The 21,648-nt window shown below is 66.4% G+C and carries 23 protein-coding genes; 10 read left to right on the top strand and 13 right to left on the bottom strand.

From position 1 onward, the window contains the following. Nucleotides 1-160: 160 nt before the first annotated feature. A complete protein-coding gene (locus tag HNO51_RS08525; RefSeq protein WP_197450568.1) occupies nt 161-586 on the top strand; it encodes a RidA family protein in 426 nt (141 codons plus the stop codon). Between the two features lie 45 nt (nt 587-631). On the opposite strand, the gene HNO51_RS08520 is transcribed toward HNO51_RS08525, so the two are convergent. The 8 genes from HNO51_RS08520 to HNO51_RS08485 form a co-directional block, all read right to left on the bottom strand. Continuing rightward, complete coding sequence (locus HNO51_RS08520) at nt 632-1,627, bottom strand: substrate-binding domain-containing protein (RefSeq protein ID WP_197450567.1); 996 nt, start codon at nt 1,625-1,627, stop codon at nt 632-634. A 114-nt stretch (nt 1,628-1,741) separates the two neighbouring features. Beyond that, entirely contained in the window at nt 1,742-2,266 is a 525-nt protein-coding gene (locus tag HNO51_RS08515; protein ID WP_242597234.1) for a gluconokinase, read from the bottom strand. A gap of 27 nt (nt 2,267-2,293) precedes the next feature. Continuing rightward, nucleotides 2,294-3,577, bottom strand: a complete 1,284-nt coding sequence (locus tag HNO51_RS08510) for a TRAP transporter large permease (protein ID WP_197450566.1) — start codon at nt 3,575-3,577, stop codon at nt 2,294-2,296. 3 nt (nt 3,578-3,580) lie between these two features. Then, nucleotides 3,581-4,171 carry a TRAP transporter small permease gene (locus HNO51_RS08505; protein WP_197450565.1) on the bottom strand — a complete coding sequence of 197 codons (591 nt, stop codon included), beginning with the start codon at nt 4,169-4,171 and terminating at the stop codon, nt 3,581-3,583. A gap of 63 nt (nt 4,172-4,234) precedes the next feature. Beyond that, entirely contained in the window at nt 4,235-5,308 is a 1,074-nt protein-coding gene (locus tag HNO51_RS08500) for a TRAP transporter substrate-binding protein (RefSeq protein ID WP_197450564.1), read from the bottom strand. 214 nt (nt 5,309-5,522) lie between these two features. After that, complete coding sequence (locus HNO51_RS08495) at nt 5,523-6,593, bottom strand: serine hydrolase (protein ID WP_209538954.1); 1,071 nt, start codon at nt 6,591-6,593, stop codon at nt 5,523-5,525. Between the two features lie 14 nt (nt 6,594-6,607). Next, a complete protein-coding gene (locus HNO51_RS08490) occupies nt 6,608-7,714 on the bottom strand; it encodes a heparan-alpha-glucosaminide N-acetyltransferase domain-containing protein (RefSeq protein ID WP_209538953.1) in 1,107 nt (368 codons plus the stop codon). Nucleotides 7,715-7,754: 40 nt separating this feature from the next. Next, the gene (locus tag HNO51_RS08485; RefSeq protein ID WP_242597233.1) at nt 7,755-8,102 is read right to left on the bottom strand and encodes a hypothetical protein; all 348 of its coding nucleotides are present in this window, start codon (nt 8,100-8,102) and stop codon (nt 7,755-7,757) included. Nucleotides 8,103-8,317: 215 nt separating this feature from the next. Here HNO51_RS08485 and HNO51_RS08480 point away from each other — a divergent pair, with 215 nt between their 5' ends. Further along, nucleotides 8,318-8,788 carry an aminoacyl-tRNA deacylase gene (locus tag HNO51_RS08480; protein WP_197450561.1) on the top strand — a complete coding sequence of 157 codons (471 nt, stop codon included), beginning with the start codon at nt 8,318-8,320 and terminating at the stop codon, nt 8,786-8,788. A gap of 85 nt (nt 8,789-8,873) precedes the next feature. On the opposite strand, the gene HNO51_RS08475 is transcribed toward HNO51_RS08480, so the two are convergent. Continuing rightward, entirely contained in the window at nt 8,874-9,935 is a 1,062-nt protein-coding gene (locus HNO51_RS08475; RefSeq protein WP_242597232.1) for a M20/M25/M40 family metallo-hydrolase, read from the bottom strand. 93 nt (nt 9,936-10,028) lie between these two features. On the opposite strand from HNO51_RS08475, the gene HNO51_RS08470 reads away from it, so the two are divergent. Then, entirely contained in the window at nt 10,029-11,201 is a 1,173-nt protein-coding gene (locus HNO51_RS08470; protein ID WP_242597231.1) for a site-2 protease family protein, read from the top strand. 23 nt (nt 11,202-11,224) lie between these two features. Here the strand turns inward: HNO51_RS08470 and HNO51_RS08465 are convergent, their stop codons facing one another. The 4 genes from HNO51_RS08465 to HNO51_RS08450 form a co-directional block, all read right to left on the bottom strand. Then, nucleotides 11,225-13,210, bottom strand: a complete 1,986-nt coding sequence (locus HNO51_RS08465) for a sensor domain-containing diguanylate cyclase (RefSeq protein ID WP_209538952.1) — start codon at nt 13,208-13,210, stop codon at nt 11,225-11,227. A 146-nt stretch (nt 13,211-13,356) separates the two neighbouring features. Then, the gene (locus HNO51_RS08460; RefSeq protein WP_209538951.1) at nt 13,357-14,568 is read right to left on the bottom strand and encodes a methyltransferase; all 1,212 of its coding nucleotides are present in this window, start codon (nt 14,566-14,568) and stop codon (nt 13,357-13,359) included. Then, on the bottom strand, nt 14,540-15,076 hold the full coding sequence (locus HNO51_RS08455; protein ID WP_197450558.1) for a hypothetical protein: 537 nt from the start codon (nt 15,074-15,076) through the stop codon (nt 14,540-14,542). The genes HNO51_RS08460 and HNO51_RS08455 overlap by 29 nt, the downstream gene beginning before the upstream one ends. Nucleotides 15,077-15,142: 66 nt before the next feature. After that, complete coding sequence (locus HNO51_RS08450) at nt 15,143-15,613, bottom strand: GFA family protein (RefSeq protein ID WP_197450557.1); 471 nt, start codon at nt 15,611-15,613, stop codon at nt 15,143-15,145. Between the two features lie 168 nt (nt 15,614-15,781). Here HNO51_RS08450 and HNO51_RS08445 point away from each other — a divergent pair, with 168 nt between their 5' ends. The 7 genes from HNO51_RS08445 to HNO51_RS08415 all read left to right on the top strand — a co-directional run bounded on the left by HNO51_RS08445 (nt 15,782) and on the right by HNO51_RS08415 (nt 21,508). Beyond that, nucleotides 15,782-16,414: a glutathione S-transferase family protein gene (locus HNO51_RS08445; protein ID WP_209538950.1), complete on the top strand. Its 633-nt coding sequence runs from the start codon at nt 15,782-15,784 to the stop codon at nt 16,412-16,414. Further along, on the top strand, nt 16,411-17,295 hold the full coding sequence (locus HNO51_RS08440) for an SDR family NAD(P)-dependent oxidoreductase (protein WP_209538949.1): 885 nt from the start codon (nt 16,411-16,413) through the stop codon (nt 17,293-17,295). Before HNO51_RS08445 ends, HNO51_RS08440 begins: the two co-directional genes overlap by 4 nt. A gap of 29 nt (nt 17,296-17,324) precedes the next feature. Beyond that, the gene (locus HNO51_RS08435) at nt 17,325-17,645 is read left to right on the top strand and encodes a hypothetical protein (RefSeq protein ID WP_209538948.1); all 321 of its coding nucleotides are present in this window, start codon (nt 17,325-17,327) and stop codon (nt 17,643-17,645) included. Nucleotides 17,646-17,727: 82 nt separating this feature from the next. Further along, nucleotides 17,728-18,006: a peptidylprolyl isomerase gene (locus tag HNO51_RS08430; RefSeq protein ID WP_209538947.1), complete on the top strand. Its 279-nt coding sequence runs from the start codon at nt 17,728-17,730 to the stop codon at nt 18,004-18,006. 158 nt (nt 18,007-18,164) lie between these two features. Further along, nucleotides 18,165-19,631: an Nramp family divalent metal transporter gene (locus tag HNO51_RS08425; protein ID WP_209538946.1), complete on the top strand. Its 1,467-nt coding sequence runs from the start codon at nt 18,165-18,167 to the stop codon at nt 19,629-19,631. A 195-nt stretch (nt 19,632-19,826) separates the two neighbouring features. After that, nucleotides 19,827-20,750, top strand: coding sequence for an ABC transporter ATP-binding protein (locus HNO51_RS08420; RefSeq protein ID WP_197450976.1), 924 nt, complete (start codon nt 19,827-19,829; stop codon nt 20,748-20,750). Next, a complete protein-coding gene (locus HNO51_RS08415; RefSeq protein WP_197450551.1) occupies nt 20,747-21,508 on the top strand; it encodes an ABC transporter permease in 762 nt (253 codons plus the stop codon). Before HNO51_RS08420 ends, HNO51_RS08415 begins: the two co-directional genes overlap by 4 nt. Nucleotides 21,509-21,648 lie beyond the last annotated feature (140 nt).

The raw sequence follows: 21,648 nt of genomic DNA, 5'->3' as shown, positions 1-21,648 counted from the left end.
CGCCTCGACCGGAGAGGGAGAACCCGGCGCCGTCGAATACTGCAACGCAGCAAGCCGGTGCTAATAGCATCGGCTACGCCCCCGATGAAGGCAAGCGCCTTGCAGCCATGACGTAAGCCGTCACAATGAGAGAACGATAACCCAACGAGGCGGAACCCCCATGCATCGCTTCCTCAACGATCCGACGCTTGCCGTTCCGGTCTTCCCGGGTAGCCACATCGCCATGGATGGCCACTACCTCTTCCTTTCCGGTCTGACGGTGACCGATATCCAGGGCGGCGACGCCGTACTCGGCGACATCGCCGAGGAGACCCGCTGGGTGATGCGCCGCCTGTCGCGCATGCTGGAGTACGCCGGTGCCTCGCTGGCGCACGTGGTGCGGGTCGACATCCACCTGACCAACCTCGATACCATCCACACCATGGATGCGGCCTACGCCGAGTTCTTCGAGAATCACAGCTATCCGGCCCGCACCTGCACCGAGTCATCACGCCTGAGCGGTGGCGCCAATGTCGAGATCACGCTGATGGCTCGCCAGCCGTCGACCTCCTCTCATTGCAAGGGCGAAGCCGGCCACGAGACATGACCCCCATGGCCGGCCGTTCTCACAGTCGGCATCGTAGCGTTCGGCTCAGAGCGTCCCTCCAGGCTCGATGCGGTAGCCCAGGTCGATGGTGCGCTTTTCCAGTTCACCGCCCTGGATACGCCGCAGCAGCTCGGTGGCGGCACGCTTGCCGATCGCCTGTCGCGGGGTAATCACGCTGGCCAGCCGCGGCGTCATCACCTGGCCCACGTCGTGGCCATGGAAACCGGCGATGGCCATGCGTGCCGGCACCTCGACGCCACGCCGCAGGCACTCGAAGTAGGCCCCCACCGCGACGTCGTCGTTGGTGCAGAAGATGCCGTCGGTCTCGGGATGCTCGGCGAGGATCTCGTCGAGCAGTGCCGCCCCCACGCTGTACGAGGAGCGCTGGCTGCGCTGCAGCGTCAGCGGCGTGAACCCGTGCCGCTCCATGGCCTGGCGGTAACCCTGCTCGCGCTGGCGCGTCCGCGAGTCGAGGCGCACGGCGAGGTAGACGATCCGACGCCGGCCATGGCGGATCATCTCGCTGACCATGTCATCGGCGGCACGCACGTTGTCGAAGCCGATCGACTGCTGCAGCGGCGGGGTCAGCGAATCCATGATCTCCACGATGGGGATGCCCGCCGTCTCTAGCATCCGGCAGGTGCGCGCGGTGTGGTGGCTGTCGGAGAGGATCACGCCATCGACGTTGTAGGAGAGCAGCGAGGCGAGGCTGCGCTCCTCCAGCTCCTGGCTGTAGCCGTAGTGCGAGAGCATCAGATGATAGCCCAGCGGCTCGGTGACCTCCTCGATGCCCACCAGCACGTCGGCGAATACCTGGTTGGTCAGCGAGGGCACCAGCACGCCGATGGAGTGGCTGGTGGCACGCGAGAGCAGGTCGGGCGCCCGGTTGGGAATGTAGCCGACCTGTTCCGCCGCCCGGAAGATCCGCTCGCGCAGCCCCTCCGAGACGGTAGTGGGATCGCGCAGGCAGCGACTCACGGTCATCTTGGTCGCCCCGACCCGGTCGGCAATGTCCTGCAGTGTCGGTCGCTTCTTCTTCACGGTGCCCCGCTGGCTGCTGTTGGTCCTGGCCGGCGCCGAGCGGCACCCGCCGCCGTCACGAGCGGCATCATACCGGAGTCGCCCCGGTCCCGCCGCCGACTCGAGCCAATCCCCTCAGGGAGCGCGGTGCACGTGAGGCAAGGCTTCCAGGAATGTCTCGACGATCGTCTCGGGAGTTTCGCCAATGCTGCACACCACGGCCTCGGCTTCCGTCGGGGGCTCCAGGTCGTGGAGCTGGCTGTCGAGCATCGCCTCGCCGCGAAAGAAGTGCTCCTCCCGCGCGGCCAGGCGCACACGCAGCTGCTCGCGCCCTCCTTCGAGAAACAGGAAGGCGAGCTCGGGGTCGCCGCGCCGAAGCAGGTCGCGGTAACGCTGCTTCAGCGCCGAGCAGGCCAGGACCAGCGAGGCATCGCGGCGGCGATGGTCGCCGATCAGCCCCGCCAGGGTCTCCAGCCACTCGCGGCGGTCGTCGTCGTCGAGCGGTATGCCGTTGGCCATCTTGTCGACATTGGCCGGCGAGTGGTAGTCGTCGCCATCGACGAAGGCGACGCCCAGGCGACTGGCGAGCAAGGCGCCGATACGCGACTTACCCGAGCCCGATACGCCCATCACCACGATGCGGTATGTGTCATCCTTCACGGGACCTCCGCTCGTCAGTTGCCGCACTCAGTTTCCACGGACTGCGGCCATGTCGGGCAGCCAGGTCACGATCCCGGGGAAGGCGATCAACACTACCAGCACCACCAGCAGCGCCGCGTAATAGGGCAGCATTGCCCGGACCAGCTGCTCCATGCTGACCCGACCGACACCGCAGCCGACGTAGAGACAGGTGCCCACCGGCGGCGTCAGCAGGCCGATGCCGAGGATGAAGGCCATCAGCACGCCGAAGTAGACGGGGTCGACCCCCACCGAGGTGACGATCGGCGTCAGCATCGGCGCCATGATCACCATCGCCGGGGTCAGGTCCATCACGAACCCCACCAGCAGTAGCAGACCGGCCACGATCAGCAGCAGCCAGAACGGCTCCTGGGTGATCGCCTGTACCTGGCGCACCAGGGTCTGCGGCACCATGTTGATGGTCAGGAACCAGGCAATGACGGTGGCGAACGCCAGCAGCAGCAGCACCATGCCGGTCAGCCGCGCGGTGCGGATCAGCATGCCCCACAGCTCGCGAGGGTGAAATTCGCGGTACACCACCAGCGAAATGAACAGCGAATAGAGCAGCGCGGCCACGGCCGCTTCGGTGGCGGTGAAGACCCCGCCGAGGATGCCACCGATCACGATCACCGGCAGCACCAGCGCCAGCCACGCCGCCTTCAGCGCCTGCCACAGGCGGCCCAGCTCGAATTTTCGGGTCTGCCCGGCGTGCTCGATGCTGGCCATGATGAACGTGGTCACCATCAGCGCGAAGCCGATCAGCAGGCCCGGCACGATGCCGGCGATGAACAGCCGGCTGATCGAGGTCTCGGTGACGATGCCGAACAGGATCAGCGGGATCGACGGCGGAATGATGATGCCGATCACCGAGGAGACGGTGTTGATCGCGGTGGCATGCGGGGCGGTATAGCCCTGCTGCTTCATCGACGGGATCATCATCGCGCCGGTGGCGGCGGTATCGGCCACCGCCGAGCCGCTGATGCCGCCGAAGAACATCGAGCCGGTGATCGCCACCTGCCCGAGCCCGCCGCGCACGAAGCCGACCAACGCCCCGGCGAGCTCCATCAGCCGGCGGGCGATGCCGCCGTTGCTCATCACTTCTCCCACCAGAATGAAGAACGGGATGGCCAACAGCGGGAAATTGTTCACGCCGCGGATCGACTGCTCGATCAGGATCGACAGCGGAATGTCGGAGAGCACCGCCATGACCACGGCGGCGATGCCGAGGCCGAAGGCAATGGGCAGCCCCAGCACGATGGAGGCGAACAGAATGGCGAGGAAAATCCACAGCATGGGTCAGTCTCCCGCTTGCCGCACGGCGGCTTGAGGGTCGCGGATGAGGCGCAGGCATAGCCAGGCACGCCACAAGGCCACTGCGACGATGAACAGCGAACAGAGCACCAGGGAGACGTTGATCAGGTTCCACGGGACGCCGAGGATGGCGGTGCGACCGGTGGAGCGTGACATCACCAAGTAGCCACCCCAGACCATGATGCCCATCAGGGACGCGATGATCAGGTGCTGGAGCAGGAAAAGGACATAGGCGGCGCGCGGCTTGAGCCGGCGCACCAGGAAATCCACGGCGATGTGCTCGTAGCGGGCGAAGGCCGCCGCGGCGCCGACGAAGATCAGCCAGATGAACAGCATGCGGGCCAGCTCGTCGGCCCACGGCAGCGAGCGATTGAACATCGAACGGCCGATGACGTTGGCCGACACCGACACGATCAGGGCGACCAGGATGGTCGCGATCAGGTGTTCCATGGCCACGGTCAGCCAGCGAAAGGCCGCCGGGCCGCGGCGGCCCTCGACATCGAGCTCCAGCGGTTCACGGTTGGGGTCGTCGAGATAGACGCCGGGGTCGGCCGGAGGTGGGTTGTGCGTGGTCATGCAGCGCTCCGTGCAGGGCAAGGGGGAAAGCCCCCTGCCCTGCCAATGCGGTCGTTGGAAGGATTACTGGGAAGAGGACTCGACGATCTCCTGGATCTCGGCGATCAGGTCCTCGCCGATGCGCGGGGCCCACTCGTCGTAGACCGGCTGCACGGCTTCCTGGAAGGCGGCGATCTGCTCGTCGTCGAGGCGGGTGATCTGCATGCCTTTCTCTTCGAGCTGCTCGCGCGACCAGTCATCGTATTCGGTGGCCAGCTGGATCTCGTACTCGGCCGACTGCCGCGCGGCCTCCTGCACCAGCTCCTGGTACTCGGGCGCCATGCGCTCCCAGGTGCGCTCGGAGATCATCATGATGAACGGCGTATAGACGTGGCGGGTTTCGGAGCCGTAGTCCTGCACTTCGTGGAAGTTGGAGGTCAGGATGGTGCTCCAGGGGTTCTCCTGGCCATCCACGACGCCCTGTTCCATGGCCGAGAACAGCTCACCGAACGCCATCGGCGTGGGGTTCGCGCCCAGGGTTTCCCAGATCGACAGGTGGACCGGGTTCTCCATGGTACGAATGGTCAGGCCGCTCACGTCGAGGCCGGCGACGTCCTCGGGCGACTCGACCGGGCGTACGCTGTTGGAGAGCTGACGGTAGCCGTTCTCGGAGAAGGCCAGCGCCTTGATGCCGGAACCCTCGAAGCCATCGAGCATGCGCTGGGCGGTATCGCTCTGCATGACGGCGATGGCCGCCTCTCGATTCGGCAGCAGGAAGGGCAGGTCGAACACCGCCAGCTCCTCGACGTAGGTGGTGGCCGGCGAAGAGGAGGGATAGGTCATGTCCAGCGAACCGGTCTGGAGCATTTCCATCATCTGCACGTCGTCACCCAACTGGCTGTTGGGGAAGATGTTGACGGTAATGCGCCCATCGGTACGCTGCTCGAGAATGTCGGCAAAATACTGGCTGGAGAGATACTGCGGCGAACTCTCGGCCAGGCCGATGCCCATGCGCAGGGTATGGCTGCCGTGGTCGCCCACCACCTCGCCCTCGATGGCGGGCGGATCGGAGAGGTCCGGGCTCTGAGCATAGGCAAGGCCCACGGAGAGGGTAGCAGCACCGGCTAGCGTAAGGGTGTTGCGCCAGATGGGGGTCATGGCGGACTCCAGTCGAATTATCGTTGTGAGTTGGCACATCGTCGCGTCTCCGGCAGGCATGCAGCCCACCGGATCGAATGTCGGCGTTGTTACCGGTAACATTCGATGCTTGAAGGCTAGACATCGCCCGCTGGGCTGTCAATCTCGAACGCGGCAACGGCCATTATACGTTCGTCGCAAGTCCGGGCCCGCCTCCCTCTCGAACGCACCCCGGTCAGCCCTCGAACGCCCCCGCTTCCCTCACGGCACGCCCCACGGCGGCCAGCATCTGCTCGTTGCGGGCGAGGTCGAGCTCGCCGCGCACACAGGCCACGATCACCACGCGGCGAGCCTCCTCGCCCTGCCCCTGCGTGGCGATGCCCGCATCGCAGGCGAGCCGATGCTGGGTGCCGGTCTTGTGGGCCAGGCGAATGTCGTGGCCCAGGCCGGCCTTGAGCCGCCGATCGCCGCTGCGGGTACGCGACATCACCGCGAGCAGCTCGGCGGTGGCATCCGGCCCCAGCGCCCTGCCCAGCGCCAGTGCCTCGAGCAGGTCGCCATAGGCGTCGAGCCGGCCGCTGTTGAGGTCGGTGGCGTAATAGCGCTGAAAGGCCTCGTCGATGCTCGGCGCCAGCAGCTGCGGCGGGGACAGCCCCAGGCGCCGAAGGAACCAGGCCAGCCGCGCCTCTTCCCCGTCGCGCTTGCGCAGCTCGATGAAATCCATGCCGCTCAGGCCGGAGGCGTCCGGATGCAGGTTGGCATAGGCGCGACGGCGCACGTCGACCAGCGTGGTGATCGGCCCCAGCCCACCGGCTGGCGTGAGGCGGCGCACCCTCTCGTTGACCCTCTCCACCCCCAGGTGGCGCATCAGCATGTCGCTGGCGGTGTTGTCGCTGGCAACCAGCATCGACTCCAGCAGCCGGCGCAGCGGCAAGGCGCTGCCCGGTGACGCCCAGTTGGTGGAGCCGGCGCCGTCGACATAATCGCTGCGGGCGAGCATCAGGCGGTCGCGCAGGGCCATCTCCCCCGCTTCGACCCGGGCCATCAGCTCGATCGCCACCGGCACCTTGACCAGCGAGGCCAGGTACCAGGATTCGGCGTCGCGCCAGCCATGCCGCGCCCCCGTCTCGAGGTTGCGCACGTGCACGCCGAGCTCGCCGTGAAAGCCGGCATCCAGCAGTGCCAACCGGGCATCCAGCCGCTCGGCCCAGGGCGGCTCGACCCAGGCTTCTACCTGCTCCGCCCAGCCGGGCTGGGCCACGGCCAGCGACGGGATCGTCATGGCCAGCAGCAGCAGCGCCCGCATGCACCTCCTTCCTGTCATCGACTCAGCTCCCTGAAGCGGCGTACCAGGGCAATCCAGCCCGCGGTGAGCAGGATCAGGCCAACGGCGATGGCCAACACCTGCGGATAGCTGTAGACCTGCCAGGCGCCGAACAGCAAGCGCAGCACCAGGAAGATCGCCACGATGTGGAAGATGAAGGCGCGCAGGGCATCGCCGCCGATCACGGTGAAGGGGGCGAGCCAGGTGGCCGCACGCCGCCCCCCCAGCAGGCAGAGCGCCAGGATCACCAGCGCCCCGCCGGTACTGAACAGCATGAAGGGCACCTCGGGAGGGTGCTTGCCGACATTCCAGGCCACGGCCAGCAGCGCCTCGTGGCCATCGGGCCAGGCAAGCACCGCGAAGCCCGCCAGGAACAGCGTGCCCATGCCGGCGAGGCATGCCATCAGGCGCCGCCGGGTGGCCGGCTCGCCATACCAGCGCAGCACCGCCTCGCCGATCAGCAGGCCCGCCATCACCAGGGGCAGCCGCGCGAGCTGGCCCCAGGTGTAGTGGTCGACGTCCTCGACCAGCAGCGCCTTGAGTATCACGCTGCCCCAGAAGTGGAAATGGCGCTCGAGCAGTACCGAGATCACGCCCACCGCCACCGGAACGAGCAGCCGCGACCATAGCGGCATGCGGCACCACAGCGGCAGCACCCACGGCAGCCACAGCAGCGCCAGGGCGTAGAAGCCGAGAATCTCGACCCAGATGGCGAAGCGCTGGTAGAGCAGCGTGGCGAGTATGTCGGGGGGCGGAAACAGCGGCAGCATCTCGACGATGGTCAACGCCTTGTACCAGAACAGCACTTCCAGCCCACGCAGCACCAGCTTGCGCCGGCGCCGGGGCCAGTCGGGCGTGCCGACCTTGGGCAGGAAGGCCACCGCCAAGGCGATGCCGAACACCAGAATGAACAGCGAGGAGGAAAACTTGGTGAACAGGTGGATCGGCACCATGCCCCAGTCGGGCACCTCGCGGATGCCGAGCAGCCCGCTGACCGTGTGACTGAGGATCATCAGGGCGATGGCAATGCCTCGGGCCAGGTCGATGGCCTCTACCCTGGCGGGCAAGGATGGCAGTTGCGGCCTCTGGCTGAGCCCGATCATGGCGGTTCCCTCGCTGCGACTCGTTGCCCCTGCGCCTGCCCTAGCGCTCACCGACCGGCTCGACGCTCTCCAGGGTCAAACGACGCCCACGGCTGGGAGAGTACTCGAAAACCCCGATGACACGCACCGTCTCGCCCAGGTGGGGAGCGATCCGCTCGTGGGGGAAAATCTCCACTCGGTTGAGGTCCTCATCCTCGATCCAGTAGTGCAGCGGGTCCTCGAAGTGGCGCACCTTCCCCTGCGTGGCCAACCGCGAGCCGTCGAGCTGTCCAGCCTGATCGACGAGCACCGGCAGGCTCACTTCACGCGCCTTCGCCGTCGAATCCGAGCAGGCCGCAAGAGCCAGCAGGGCCAGTCCGGCCATCAACCTCTGACGTATCGATCGCACTTCGCCCCACCTGGCTGGTCGCCTCCGGAATCCTACGACACAGTATGGCCAGCCGAGCATCGCACTGCCCGCTTGTCGATCAACGCAGGCCGTCGCGCCTCCTGTACGAGATACCCACCCATTGGCGCGCTATGCTGATTAGGCGAGGACAGACACCGCCGCAGGGAGGCACACCACCAGCGTACGTCGGCCACCGTGCCGAGGGAGACAGAGCCATGGCTATCCCGGCAACCCTACGGGAGTACTTGAGAGCCTGTGACATCGATTACGAGGAGGTCAAGCACGTCCGTGAAGTCAGCGCCAGCCGCGTTGCCCAGCAATCCCACATCACCGGCGAGCAGCTCGCCAAGGCCGTCATGCTACACGGCAGTTCGGGCTACCGGATCGCCGTGCTGCCCAGTACCTGCGATGCCGACCTCGACAGCCTTTCCCAGCTGTTCGACGAACCGGTGGAGCTGGCCACGGAAGATGAGATCGTCAGCCGCTTTCGCGACTGCGACCCCGGCGCCACCAGCCCCGTGGGCCAGGCGTACGGCCTGCAGGTCTACGTCGACGACATGCTGCGCCACCAGCCCGACATCTATTTCGATGCCGGCGATCACGAAACGCTGCTGCACATGAGCGGCAACGAGTTCGAGAAGCTGATGGGCAACAGTCCGCACGGTCAGTTCAGCCGCCACCACTGAGCGCCAGGAGTGCCTTGCCGCCCTGTCGCTCGTCGCTCCCCGGGCCTCGCCAGCGGCGAGGCCCGGTTCATGGAAGCGGCCCGGCTCAGCGCCTGGCCAAGGCCTCGAGCGTGGCCACCAGCGCTTCGGTGAGCCTGGCCATGGCGGGATAGTCGAGGCGGTCGTGTGTATCGCTGGGGCGGTGATAGTGAGGGTTACGGAAATTGGCGGTATCGGTCAGCATGATGGCGGGAACCCCCGACTCCCAGAAGGCCCAGTGGTCCGAGCGGCGTATGTCACCGAGCTGCGGCGGCGCCACCAGCCCCTCGGAGGGAATCTCGGCGTGCCGGCGAAAGGCGCCGATGGTCCGATGCAGCAGGCTGCGCGACTCCAGGTTGCTGACGAAGGCGAGAAACTCCCCCCGGTCGGGATAGAAGTGGCTCAGCGGGAACGGATAGGCCTGGCTGTTCGGCTCGCTGCTGAAATAGCCGAGCATTTCCAGTGAGATCATGCCCACGATATCCATCCCTTCGGCGCTGGCCTGCCGCGCGTAGTACAGGCTGCCCATGGCCCTGCTGCCGAAGAACGGAATTTCCTCGTTGACGAACGCCACCAGGCGCAAGGTGCGATCGAGCTCGGCATTCTGCAGGAGACGTGCCAGCTCGATCAGCACCGCCACGCCGGAGGCATTGTCATCGGCACCGGGGCTGCCGCGCACCGTATCGTAGTGCGCGCCGACCACCAGCACCTCGTCGGCCAGCAGCCCGCCAGGCAGGACCACCTCGATGTTATGGAACGTCCGGCTACCCGTCGGTACGGCCTGCCGCCGCGGCCGGTGCCCAGCCGCCTCGAAGGCGCGCTCGACATAGTCGCCTGCGGCCCGCAAGGCATCCGGCCGCCAGTAGTGGCGTTCGCCGATCTCCTCGGACAGGATGCGCACGTGAGCATGGAGCCGTTCACGCAGGGCCTCGCCCTCCTCCTTCAACGGGGCGGGCTCATCGCGAAAGGAACCCCCCGGCATGGACAGCATCAGCCAGTAGCCACTCGCCAGCGCCACGAAGACGACCAGCGCCAGTGCTCCCAGCAGCGCCATCAGGCGCGAGTGCCTGCGCTTCACCGTTCGGCCCGCTTCGCGCTCCTCCACCCCTTGCATGCGTTTCGACGGCATCCGCCCTCCCTCCCTGGAGTCACACCTACGTTTGGAAGATAGGCGCGAGGGAGGCTGGTGAACAGAACAAAACCTGTTAGCAGGCGGTTCTCCTTGGCCGGCCCCGCCGAAGCGGTCAAACTGGCCGAAAAGAGGAGGCTCACGATGTTCAAGTCCGTTCTGGTCATCGGTCATTTCCGCGGGATTCGCCTGGAAGTCCACATCAGTTGGCTGATCATCTTCGTCCTGTTGCTGACGACGATGAGTGCGGGATTCCAGAACCAGCATCCCGGCTGGGCCGTCACCACGGCTGTCATCACCGCATTGGTTACCGCTCTGCTGTTCTTTGCCTCCATCCTTGCCCATGAGCTGGGACACAGTCTCGTGGCGATACATCGAGGTGTTCTCGTTACGGCCATCACTCTGTTTATCTTCGGCGGCGTCGCGCAGATGGACCGCGATCCGGACAAGGCGAACGACGAGTTCTGGATCGCCATCGCTGGGCCGATCGTCAGCTTCGTTCTGGCAGGCGCTTTCGGCTTGCTTGCGGCAATCACTAGCGGCTGGTATCAGCCGGTTCCCGTTGCCCTGGGATGGCTGGCGACGATCAACCTGCTGGTGGCCGTCTTCAACCTGATACCAGGCTTCCCACTCGACGGCGGAAGGGTCTTGAGAGCCGTGGTGTGGAAGCTGACCAATGACGCCGGCAAGGCAAACGAAACGGCCTTCGCCAGCGGAAAGCTGGTCGCCTACGGACTGTTCGGACTGGCCGTGTGGAACATGGTGGTGGGCAATCTCGTCGGCGGGCTGTGGATCCTGCTGATCGCCTGGTTCCTGCTCAACATGACCCAGGCACAGAGTCGCATGTACCTGCTGAAGGAGCGACTGGCCGGCGTGCGGGCTCGAGACCTGGCCGACCCCGACGTGCCATTGGTGACGGGGCAACGCCCGGTCGAGGCGTGGCTGTACCAGGACGTGCTGCCTTCAGGGCGCCGAGCCTTCCTGGTCAGTCGCGATACCGCTCACGTGGAGGGGCTGGTCTCTCTGAGCGATGCACGCCGGGTGGCGCAAGCGCAGTGGCCCGAGACACGAGTGGCGGATATCATGACCCCTGCCGACAAGCTTTATCATGTGCCCCCCGGCGCCAAGGCCGACGAGATATTGCAACTGCTCAACGAGCACGGCCTGAACCAAATCCCCGTCATGGAGAACGGGCGTGTCAGTGGCTGGATCGACCGTCAGCGTCTGCTGCGCACCATCGAAGTCCATCTGGAAATCAAGCGCTGAAAAACTGTCGCTCGCAGCGCCGTTCATCGAACCCCGCACTTTTCGCTGAGGTCGTCGAGTAGGTCAGCCACGCACACTCGGTTACGCCCGCCGGCCTTGGCGCGATAGAGCGCCTCGTCGAGACGCTTGTAGCACTGGGATTCCGGCTCGTCGGGGCTGAGCTCGGCGACACCGAAACTGCTGGTAATGCCCGGCACCGGACTGAAGTCCTCCTCCTCGACCGCCAGGCGCAGGCGCTCGGCCAGCGTCACGGCACCGGCCAGCGGCGTCCCCGGCAGCAGCAGCATGAACTCTTCACCGCCCCAGCGCGCCAGCACGTCCACTTCGCGCAGCAAGGCGCTGCAGGTATGAACCAGCCGGCCCAGCACCATGTCGCCCACGCTGTGGCCGAAGCTGTCGTTGACGCGCTTGAAGTGGTCGATGTCGAACATGACCAGGCTCAAGGCGCGGCCGTTGCGACGGGCCTCCTGCCGCTCGCGCGCCAGCAGGTCGATGAAGCGGTTGCGGTTGACCGCGCCGGTCAGCGGGTCGTGGCCGGCGTGGTATTCGAGCTCGGCCTGGTAGCGCTTGGCCTGGCTGATGTCGCGCATGATGGTGGCAATGCTCTCGATGTCACCGTTCTCGTCGCGGCGGGTGACGATCAGCTGCGAGACGGGGATTTCCCCCCCGCGCCCAAGCACCGCCGTCTCCGCATACCAGTGGCCGTGTTCGATGGCATAGGGGATGCCCTTCTCCTGGATCAGCCGCCGCGCCCACAGCGGGTGAACGGCGGCCAGCGCTTCCGACAAGGCCTCGGGGAGAATACCCAGCAGCTCCCGCCCGGCCTTGTTGAGGTAGACCACGCGATGCTCGGCATCGGCAATCGACACGATGTCCGGCGAGGCATCGAGCAGATGCGTCAGCCGCTCCTGGTTGACCTGGGCGGCGTAGCGCTCCGTTACGTCCTCGACGATACCGCTGTACTCGACGGCGCCGTCCGCGGCGACCTGGCGGTAGGCAGTGACCTCGGCATGAATGAGACGCCCCTTGAGGGTGCGCAACCGCAGCGGGCGGCGAATCACGGCGCCGTCGCGCTCCAGATCCACCAGGAAGCGGTGGATCTGCGTAGGGCAGTCGTAGAATGCGGTGACCGGTGCGGTGAAGAGCGCCTGACGCGAATCCGCTTCGAAGATGCGCAGCATGGCGGGATTGGCGGCAGTGAAGTGCCCCGCCGGATCCGCCGTGTGACGATAGACCCCCACCGGCAGGTTGTGGAACAGCTCGTTGTACTTCTCCAGCTGGGCGCAGTATCGCTTTTCGTCGGTGACGTCGACGATGATCGAGTGCAGGTATTCACGGCCGCTCAGGCATACCGGCCCCGAGTAGACGTGGACGTCGCGGATCTCACCGCCGGCCAGACGATGGCGGTACTCGAAGAAGAGCTGCTGGCAGGATTCCGCTCTGGCCATGCCGGCCCGGACCTCCTCGGGGCCCATGCAGTTGATATCCGTGATCTTGAGCTGCCTGAGAGCATCGAGGGAGTAGCCGTAGAACGCCACGGCGGACGCATTGGCGTCGACGATGCGGCCATCGAGGGGGTCGATCAGCAGCTTGATCGCCGGGTTGGTGTTGAACATCTGCTGAAAGAAGGGCTCGTTGCCCGGCCCGGCGCGCGGGGCTAGCGTTACCAGCGTCAGCTGCCACGCCGCCTGCCCCTGCCACGTGGCGCGGCGCAGCATTGCCTCGAAGGGTGCCTTGCCCTCGACGCCCTGGCAGGGGACGCGGGGTGCCGCGAGTTCCGGCTGTGCCAGGGCTGTCTCGAGCGAGCGCCGGTCGGCGTCACCCAGCAGGGGCAGCAGTGAGCGGCTCCCGATCTCGCCGACAAGATCGAAATAGTGGCGGGCAGCCCCATTGGCGTATCGCAGCCGCCAGTCCTGCCTGGCTTGAACCACCAGAACCGGCAGGGGCAAAGCGTGCAGCAGACAGCCCAGATCGTCGTCGGAGGACGCCGTCGAGTTACCTTCGTTCACAGCCCGGTTCCCTTGCGTACCGGCACCTTCGCCGGACCCCCTGGACGAAGTCATCCGTGGATCCGCACTGGCGCCTTATAATCATTTTTTCTTTATCGGCAGGCCGGGCCTGAGCTGTAAACAGGAGGCGACCTACGACTTCCAGATTAGGCCTTCCTGGCGAAAATTAACAGATTTCGCGGCGTCAGATCCGGGCTGCAGAACGTCCCGATCCGTACCGTGTAGCCCGCCTCTTCCATCAGCGAGAGTCGATCCAGTATCAGCCATATCTCCAGCGGCCGGCGGAACAGATGGCGCACCAGCTCCAGCCGCTTCACCTCGGCCTGGCGCTGCCAGCCGGCACGCTCGAAGGGCGCCGGATCGAGCGAAGCGGGCAGCGTCAGCCCCTTCTGTGCCGCCGCCCAGCGACAGAAGTCGTCGAAGCGCTCGGGAAAGCGGCCGTAGGCCAGGCTGGGCACCGGCAGGTAGCGGTCATCGCCGCGCAACTCGCGCTGCAGCTCGTCGAACCCCAGCCGCCAGGCACTGGCCTGCTCGCGGCGACGGCGCACCCCGCGCGGTGCGGTGACCGTTTCCTGCACCGCCAGCGCCAGGTCGTCGCGCGTCAGCCGCAGGGCGTCATCGCGGGACAGCGCACGGCCGCGCTGCGATACGGGTCGATACGTCTCCTCCCGGGTACGGTGGTAGCAGCACGGCGCCAGGCTGACCGAACTGCCCGCAGCCGCGGCCAGCTCGAGCAGCCGCAGGTGCAGGTCGCCACACGCATGCAGGGCGACGACGTGAGTCCGGGGGGAGAAATGGCGCCCGGCCTCCGCCGCCATCACGTCCTGCTGCTGCATGTGCACCGAAGCTCGCTGTATCGTCGCCAGGCGACGCCCCTCCTGGCACAGCGTCGCCTGCCACTCCAGGGCGGTGACGGCGACATCGTGACGACGGGCCAGGGCGCGGGCCAGGTGCCCCTTGCCGGCGCACCAGTCCAGCAGCCTGTCTTGAGGCGACAGCCGTAGATGGCGCGCGAAGGCCTCGACCTGCTGCCATTTGCGGCCACTCACGTGCTGCCCCCAGGCTGGCGGCAACGACACGTCACCGGCAGCCAGCGGCGCCAGACGCACCCGCTCGGCCAGCTCCTCGACCGGTAGCCAGTCACGCAGCGGCGAATCCTGCCACGGGTCCGCCTGCAGGCGCGCCACCTGGCGATCGTCCAGCCCCAGCAATCGCTCGGCCAGCTCGCGGTAGGCCTCCCCCCAGGGCAGCCGGCGGTGCATGAACGGCGCCGGGCGCCACAGCGGCTGCCATTCGGCCAGCAACGAGGTGAGGCGGGAGAAGCGCAGTTCAGTACTCGAGTCGGGAAGCTTCGGCATCGAACTCCACCGAAATGCCGATGCCCTCGTCTTCGACGGCCTCTTCACCCAGCTCCTTCTGCAGGGCCAGAACGCCCTCCACCCTGCCGACGACATGGACCTTGCTTCCTTGCACCTCGTAGGTGCTCAGGTTCAGCCGTACCGAGGCGTTGTCGGACGTGAACACCGGTGGCATGGCGGTAGCGCCGATGGGATGCAGCACGTCGAAGTTCGTCACCTCCCCCTCCTCCAGCGTGATGCTGAGCGAGAGCGAGTCGCGCACCTGCCAGTCATCGGGCTTGACGAAACCGACCAGGTCGATCTGTACCTGGTCGCCCAGCTCGGTGAAGGTGGCGTTGGAGTCGGTGCCCTGGCTCACGATGAACCATTCACGCTCCTCACCGTCCAGCAACCCCACCATGCTGCCACTGATCTCGGGCTCATCCGGAGCGCTGGCCGCTAGCGGCGCAGCCAACGACAGCAGTGCCCATGGGCCCAGCCACACCCACAGCGCGTGTTTCCCGGTCATGTTTCCCCCTCGCCGTCGCTCCAGCTCGCCTGCAGCCGTTCGGCGGCCATTCTCATGGGCTGCCGCCTACCTGGCAAGCCCCAGGCGCTCGTGCCATTCCGCCAGGCTCTCTTCCGGGTAGCGGTCGAAACACGCGTCGCGCGGCCTCACTTCCGGCTCCACCCAGTTGGCCTTGCTGTCCAGCAGCAGGTGGACCCGTTCGGGCGGTACCGGCAAAGGCGTATCGATGGCCGAGGCGAAAGGATGCACCAGCGCCGGCCAGCTCGGATCGAAGACCCATAGGGCACTGCCGCAGCGGGAACAGAAGTGCCGCTCACCAGAGCTCGGCTGACCATCGATCAGCGCATGATAGATCGAGACCGCCTCCTCCCCCGCTACCCGTAGCGTGTCGTACCTGCCACCGAGATTGATGGCATAACCGCCGCCTCCCGCGGTCTTGCGACAGATCGAGCAGTAGCAGCGCTGGTAGGGATACGGGTGTGGCGACTCGAGCTCGAACGTTACCGCTCCGCAGTGACAGGACCCTTGCAGGTGCATGGCAGGCCTCGCAGGTTCGAAGGTGCATGTCCCTTCAGCGTAGCCGCTGGCCTGCTCCTGGCGAGGGCGGCCCGGCCGTTACCCCGACTCCGCCTGGAGTGGTATGGTCTTGGCAGACTTCGCAGACGCATTGCGTGCGAGCCTCCCCTCAGGCGCAAGGACACCGACATGATCGACCTCTGGACCTGGACCACTCCCAACGGACGCAAGGTCTCCATCCTGCTCGAGGAACTGGGCCTGCCCTACCGCATCCACGCCGTGGACATCACCCAGGGCGAGCAGCACGAGCCGGCCTTCGTCGCGGTCAGCCCCAACCACAAGATTCCCGCCATTCGCGATGACGAGACCGGCATCGCCCTGATGGAGTCGGGCGCCATCATGATCTATCTGGCCGAGAAGGCCGGGCGCTTCCTGCCCAGCGAGCCGGAGAAGCGCTACCGCGCCCTGGAGTGGCTGATGTGGCAGATGGGCGGCCTCGGCCCCTTCCTCGGCCAGGCCCACCATTTCCTGCACTTCAATCCCGGCGAGGCACCCTATGCCGAAAGGCGCTTTCACAATGAGGCCAAGCGGCTCTACCGCGTCATGGACGCACGCCTGGCCGATAATTCCTACCTGGCCGGCGACGACTACACCATCGCCGACATGGCCTGCTGGCCCTGGGTGTCGCGCTACGAATGGCAGCGCATCGATCTCGCCGACTATCCCAGCGTCAGGCGCTGGTACGTCGAGATCGCCAGCCGCCCGGCGGTTCAGCACGGCTATCAGGTGCCGAAGAAGGTCAACGAGATCCCCCTGCCATGAGTCGCCGCTCCCCACTTTCCCGCGCTGATACGCCACCCAGCGTGCTGGTGACCGGCGGCTCCAGCGGCATCGGCCATGCCGCGGCGCACGCCCTGGCGCAGCGCGGCTGGCGCGTCTTCACCACCGCCCGCCGCGAGGAGGATCTCGCACGGCTTCGGGCGGAAGGGCTCGACGCCCTGCCCCTGGAGCTGGCCTCCAGCGAATCGATCGAACGCTGCGTTACGCAGCTGCTGGAACACACCGGCGGGCGGCTCGACGCCCTGTTCAACAACGCCGCCTACGGCCAACCGGGCGCGGTGGAGGATCTCTCCCGGGCGGTGCTGCGCGCCCAGTTGGAGGCCAACCTGCTCGGCACGCATGAACTCACCACGCGGATCATTCCGGTGATGCGCGAGCAGGGCGGTGGGCGCATCGTGCAGAACAGCTCGGTGCTCGGCTTTGCCGCCTTGCCCTATCGTGGCGCCTACGTATGCTCCAAGTTCGCCCTGGAGGGCTTGACCGACACCCTGCGCCAGGAGCTCTACGGCAGCGGCATCCACGTCAGCCTGATCGAGCCCGGCCCCATCGCCAGCCGCTTCCGCGAGAACGCCTATCGCGCCTTCAAGGCCAACATCGATGCCGAACACAGCGTCCACCACGAGACCTATCGCGCCGTGGAGGCCCGGCTGGCGGGCAGCAAGGGCTCATCCGGCGGCGCCTTCACCCTGGGTCCCGACGCCGTGGTCGACAAGCTGATCCACGCCCTGGAGAGCCGGCGCCCCAAACCGCGCTATCATGTGACCCTGCCCACCCACCTGTTCGGCGTGCTGAAGCGCCTGCTCTCCACGCGCGGCATGGACCGGGTGCTGCTGGCCTCGACGCGTGACGAACGCCGACCCTAGCCTGACTTCCAGACTCGAAGGAGACCCCCTTGGGCCGACTCATCTCGTTGCTTTTCATTGCCGCCCTGGCCTACGGCGGCCTCTATTTCTACTACGGCCGTGTCGTCGAACGGGCCATCGACGAGCAGCTCGAGGCGCGCGGGCTGAGTGCCCTCGAGGTTCAGCGCATCGACTACGACCCGCTGGCGCCCCTCAGCACCGAGGCCACCATCCGTGCCGAGGTCGGCTACCGCGGCGCCGATGCCACGGTCACCATTCGCCTGTACGGCCACCCGCTGTTTTCGGAAGAAATGCGCATGGAGCTCGACGGCCTGCAGAACCTGCGGCTGAGGTTCGGCGTAGGCGGATGAACGCATGGGGGCGAGTTCGCCAGGCGCGGCTGTCGTGCTATGCTCGCCGCACTGACACCAATCCACCTCACGGGAGCACGGCATGGCCAGGGCAACGGCACGGCATATTCTGGTAAACGATGAAGCGAAGTGCGAGGCCCTCAAGGCCGAGATCGAGGGCGGCCGCGACTTCGCCGACGTGGCGCGCGAACACTCCACCTGCCCTTCGGGCCGCCAGGGTGGCGACCTGGGCAGCTTCGGCCCGGGCCAGATGGTGCGCGAGTTCGACGAAGTGGTGTTCTCCGGCGAGCTGAACAAGGTGCACGGTCCGGTGAAGACCCAGTTCGGCTATCATCTGCTGGAGATCACCAGCCGCAGCTGATCCCGGCCCGGCCGGCTCGCTGAGCCCGGCCAAACCCGCCCGAGCCGCCATGCCTCGCCATGGCGGCTTCGTCGTTCTGGCTGTGTGTCCCTTCCTTGACCTTGCGGAAGCCTGGCCTGCTACCTTGAATCATCCATGCAGGCAGCAAGGAGACGAGTGTGACAGGGAAGCAACAGGAGCAGGACGCTCATTTTCGCGAGCGGGTCCCCGACCCGCCGCAAGGCAGAAAGCGCCTCAAGTGGTATGGTCCCGGTCTGCTGTGGATGCTCTCCGCCGTGGGGACCGGTTCGATCCTCTTCACCCCTCGCGTGGCCTCCGCCTACGAGTATCAGCTGCTCTGGATACTGCTCGTGGTGGTGCTGTTCATGTGGGTCATGATCCGCGAGATGGCGCGCTACTCCATCGTCACCGGCCGGACCATGCTGGAGGGCATGCACACCCTGAGCGGGCCGAGGAACTGGGCCGTGTGGGTGATCTTCGTGCCGCAATTGCTGGCGGCGTCGATCGGCATCGCCGGACTCGCCGCCGTCGTCGGCAGTGCCCTCGGCGAAACCCTGCCCGGCGCCAACACGCTCTATGCCATGGCCATGGTGGTGGCTTCCACCCTGTTCACCGCCACCGGGCGCTACTCGCTGATCGAGACCTTCAGCCGCGTGATGGCCCTGGCGCTGATGGTGATGGCCATCGTCACGGCGGCCATCGTCTTCCCCGGGGTGGCGCCGCTCGCCGAGGGTCTCACCCCCGGCTGGCCGGAGAATCCCGACCTCTACGTGATTCTGCCCTGGGTGGGCACCATTCTCGCCGGCTCCATGGGCATCGTCTGGTTCGGCTATTGGACCGCCACCCGCGGCTTCGGCGGCGGCCTGCAGAGCCGCGAGCCCGACGACGAGCAGCCCGACGACTCGCGCGAGGAGCTGGACAGGACAGGCCCCAAGCCGCATGAAGTGCGGGTCGCCCATGCCCGCGGCTGGATTCGCACCATGACCGTGACCGCGGCCCTCGGCGTGGTCGGCGGGCTGGTGGTGATCTTCTCGTTCCTCGTGCTCGGCGCCGAACTACTGGCCCCTGAGGGCATCATGCCCGAGGGGCCGGAGGTCGCGGTGGACCTGACCAGCATCTTCTCGGAGGTGTGGGGCGAGCTCGGCCGCTACGTGCTGCTCGCCGCCATCGTCATCGCCCTGGGCGGCAGCGTGCTGGCCAACCAGGACGGCTGGGGTCGCAGCTTCGCCGACATGACCCTGATCGTGACCCGGGCCCGCCGTGAGTCCGATGAACCGGGCCTGCTGCTGAAGGGCCTGAATGCCCTCGACCGGCGCCTGCCCTGGCCCATGTTCGAGCGGCGCTGGCTCAAGCGGCTCTACATCGTCGGCGTGACCGGCATCGTGCCGCTGCTCATTCTGTTGGCGTTCTCCGATCCGGTGCAGGTGATGTCGGTTTCAGGCATCATTGCGGCAGCCCATACGCCCTTCATTGCCCTGGCGGCGCTCTACGTCAACCGCACCCGCCTGCCCAGGCAGCTGCGGCCGGGCATGGCGGCCACCGCCACGATGACGGTTGCCGGCCTGTTCTATCTCGGCTTTGCGGTGCTCTACCTGTTGAACATGGCGGGCCTGCTGAATGGCTGAGCCTGGACAGCGCCCCCACCGGGCGCTTCGTCATGAGCCTCATGAGTTCTGCGCCGGGGGCTGCCACGCGCTAGGATAGGGCATGTCGATTCGCTCTTTTGCCAACAGGGACGCCGCATGACCCTTTCAGCCAACCCGACCACGCTGCCGGAACAGGGCAGTTCCGCCGGCGGCAACGCCGACGCCGGGACGCCGATGATCCGGGTCGAAAAGCTCTCGAAAACCTACCGCGACGGTTTCCAGGCCTTGAAGGAAGTCGACCTGACCATCCGCCGTGGCGAGATCTTCGCCCTGCTCGGCCCCAACGGCGCCGGCAAGACCACCCTGATCAGCGTGATCTGCGGGCTGGTCAATGCCAGCAGCGGCAGCGTCAAGGTCGACGGCTTCGATAACGTGATGCAGTATCGCGAGGCGCGCGAGCGCATCGGCCTGGTGCCCCAGGAGCTGACCAACGAGGCCTTCACCACGGTGTGGGATACGGTCAGCTTCAGCCGCGGGCTGTTCGGCAAGCCCAAGGACCCGGGCCACATCGAGAACGTGCTGCGCGCCCTGACCCTGTGGGACAAGCGCGACAACCGCCTGCTGGAACTCTCCGGCGGCATGAAGCGCCGGGTGCTGATCGCCAAGGCGCTGTCGCACCGGCCGCTGGTGCTGTTCCTCGACGAGCCCACCGCCGGCGTCGACGTGGAGCTGCGCCGCGAGATGTGGGAAGTGGTGCGCGGGCTGCGCGACCAGGGCGTGACCATCATCCTCACCACCCACTACATCGAGGAAGCCGAGGAGATGGCCGACCGCATCGGCGTGATCCGCCGCGGCGAGCTGGTGCTGGTGGAAGAGAAGGCGACGCTGATGCGCCAGCTGGGGCGCAAGGAGCTGACGCTGCACCTCGCCGTGCCGCTGGAAGCCGTGCCCGCCGCCCTCGCCGGCCACGATCTCGTGCTGGCCGACGAGGGCCATGCGCTGGTCTACACCTACGACGCCACCCGCCAGGACGAAGGCACCGGCATCGCCGGGCTGCTGGCCGACCTCGAGGCCACCGGCGTGCGCGTCAAGGACCTGCATACGCGGCAGAGCTCGCTCGAGGAGATCTTCGTCAACCTGGTACGGGAGAGCGCATGAACCTGCAATCGGTGAAGACCATCTACCTGGCCGAGATGGCCCGCAGCCTGCGCACCGTGCTGCAGAGCATCGTTTCGCCGGTGGTATCCACCTCGCTCTACTTCGTGGTGTTCGGCGCCGCCATCGGCTCGCGCATCAGCGAGGTGGACGGCGTGAGCTACGGCGCCTTCATCGTGCCCGGGCTGATCATGCTGATGCTGCTGACCCAGAGCGTCTCGACCGCCTCGTTCGGCATCTTCTTCCCACGCTTCTCGGGCACCATCTACGAGATCCTCTCGGCGCCGATCTCCTACTTCGAGGTCGTGCTCGGCTATGTCGGCGCGGCAGCCACGAAGTCGGTGATCCTGGGCTTGATCGTGCTCGGCACGGCGCGCCTGTTCGTGCCCTTCACGATCCAGTATCCGCTGGTGATGCTGCTGTTCCTGATCCTCACCGCGCTGACCTTCAGCCTGCTCGGCTTCATCATCGGCATCTGGGCCGACGGCTTCGAGAAGCTCCAGCTGGTACCGCTGCTGATCGTCACACCGCTGACCTTCCTCGGCGGCACCTTCTACTCCATCGACATGCTGCCGTCCTTCTGGCAGGCCGTGACGCTGCTCAACCCGGTGGTTTACCTGGTCAGCGGGTTCCGCTGGAGCTTCTACGGCTCGGGCGACGTCAGCATCTGGGCCAGCCTGGCCATCATCACGCTGTTCCTCGGCGTGGCCCTGGCCGTGGTCAACTGGATCTTCCGTACCGGCTATCGCCTCAAGCCCTGACCCCGCGTTCGATTTTCCCCGCCGCGGCGTTTGGGCATAGTCGCGGCTGGCACATGGCGAAGTTATTGACCATTCTTCAGTAGCTGTCTTCACGTAACAAAAAGTAATACAAATCGCTGAGCATCACGGGCAAGGATAAC

The organism is Billgrantia sulfidoxydans (assembly GCF_017868775.1).
GTDB classification, from domain to species: Bacteria; Pseudomonadota; Gammaproteobacteria; order Pseudomonadales; family Halomonadaceae; genus Halomonas; species Halomonas sulfidoxydans.
Note: the sequence above shows the minus strand (reverse complement) of the source record. Positions and strands in the feature narration are given on the sequence as shown.

Bases quoted from the DNA above. Each gene is read 5' to 3' on its own strand.
- HNO51_RS08415 (WP_197450551.1), top strand. From the start codon at position 20,747: ATGAACCTGCAATCGGTGAAGACCATCTACCTGGCCGAGATGGCCCGC.
- HNO51_RS08450 (WP_197450557.1), bottom strand. From the start codon at position 15,613: ATGCACCTGCAAGGGTCCTGTCACTGCGGAGCGGTAACGTTCGAGCTC.
- HNO51_RS08500 (WP_197450564.1), bottom strand. From the start codon at position 5,308: ATGACCCCCATCTGGCGCAACACCCTTACGCTAGCCGGTGCTGCTACC.
- HNO51_RS08420 (WP_197450976.1), top strand. From the start codon at position 19,827: ATGATCCGGGTCGAAAAGCTCTCGAAAACCTACCGCGACGGTTTCCAG.
- HNO51_RS08510 (WP_197450566.1), bottom strand. From the start codon at position 3,577: ATGCTGTGGATTTTCCTCGCCATTCTGTTCGCCTCCATCGTGCTGGGG.
- HNO51_RS08495 (WP_209538954.1), bottom strand. From the start codon at position 6,593: ATGCGGGCGCTGCTGCTGCTGGCCATGACGATCCCGTCGCTGGCCGTG.
- HNO51_RS08525 (WP_197450568.1), top strand. From the start codon at position 161: ATGCATCGCTTCCTCAACGATCCGACGCTTGCCGTTCCGGTCTTCCCG.
- HNO51_RS08430 (WP_209538947.1), top strand. From the start codon at position 17,728: ATGGCCAGGGCAACGGCACGGCATATTCTGGTAAACGATGAAGCGAAG.
- HNO51_RS08505 (WP_197450565.1), bottom strand. From the start codon at position 4,171: ATGACCACGCACAACCCACCTCCGGCCGACCCCGGCGTCTATCTCGAC.
- HNO51_RS08445 (WP_209538950.1), top strand. From the start codon at position 15,782: ATGATCGACCTCTGGACCTGGACCACTCCCAACGGACGCAAGGTCTCC.
- HNO51_RS08475 (WP_242597232.1), bottom strand. From the start codon at position 9,935: ATGCCGTCGAAACGCATGCAAGGGGTGGAGGAGCGCGAAGCGGGCCGA.
- HNO51_RS08460 (WP_209538951.1), bottom strand. From the start codon at position 14,568: ATGCCGAAGCTTCCCGACTCGAGTACTGAACTGCGCTTCTCCCGCCTC.
- HNO51_RS08490 (WP_209538953.1), bottom strand. From the start codon at position 7,714: ATGATCGGGCTCAGCCAGAGGCCGCAACTGCCATCCTTGCCCGCCAGG.
- HNO51_RS08480 (WP_197450561.1), top strand. From the start codon at position 8,318: ATGGCTATCCCGGCAACCCTACGGGAGTACTTGAGAGCCTGTGACATC.
- HNO51_RS08440 (WP_209538949.1), top strand. From the start codon at position 16,411: ATGAGTCGCCGCTCCCCACTTTCCCGCGCTGATACGCCACCCAGCGTG.
- HNO51_RS08455 (WP_197450558.1), bottom strand. From the start codon at position 15,076: ATGACCGGGAAACACGCGCTGTGGGTGTGGCTGGGCCCATGGGCACTG.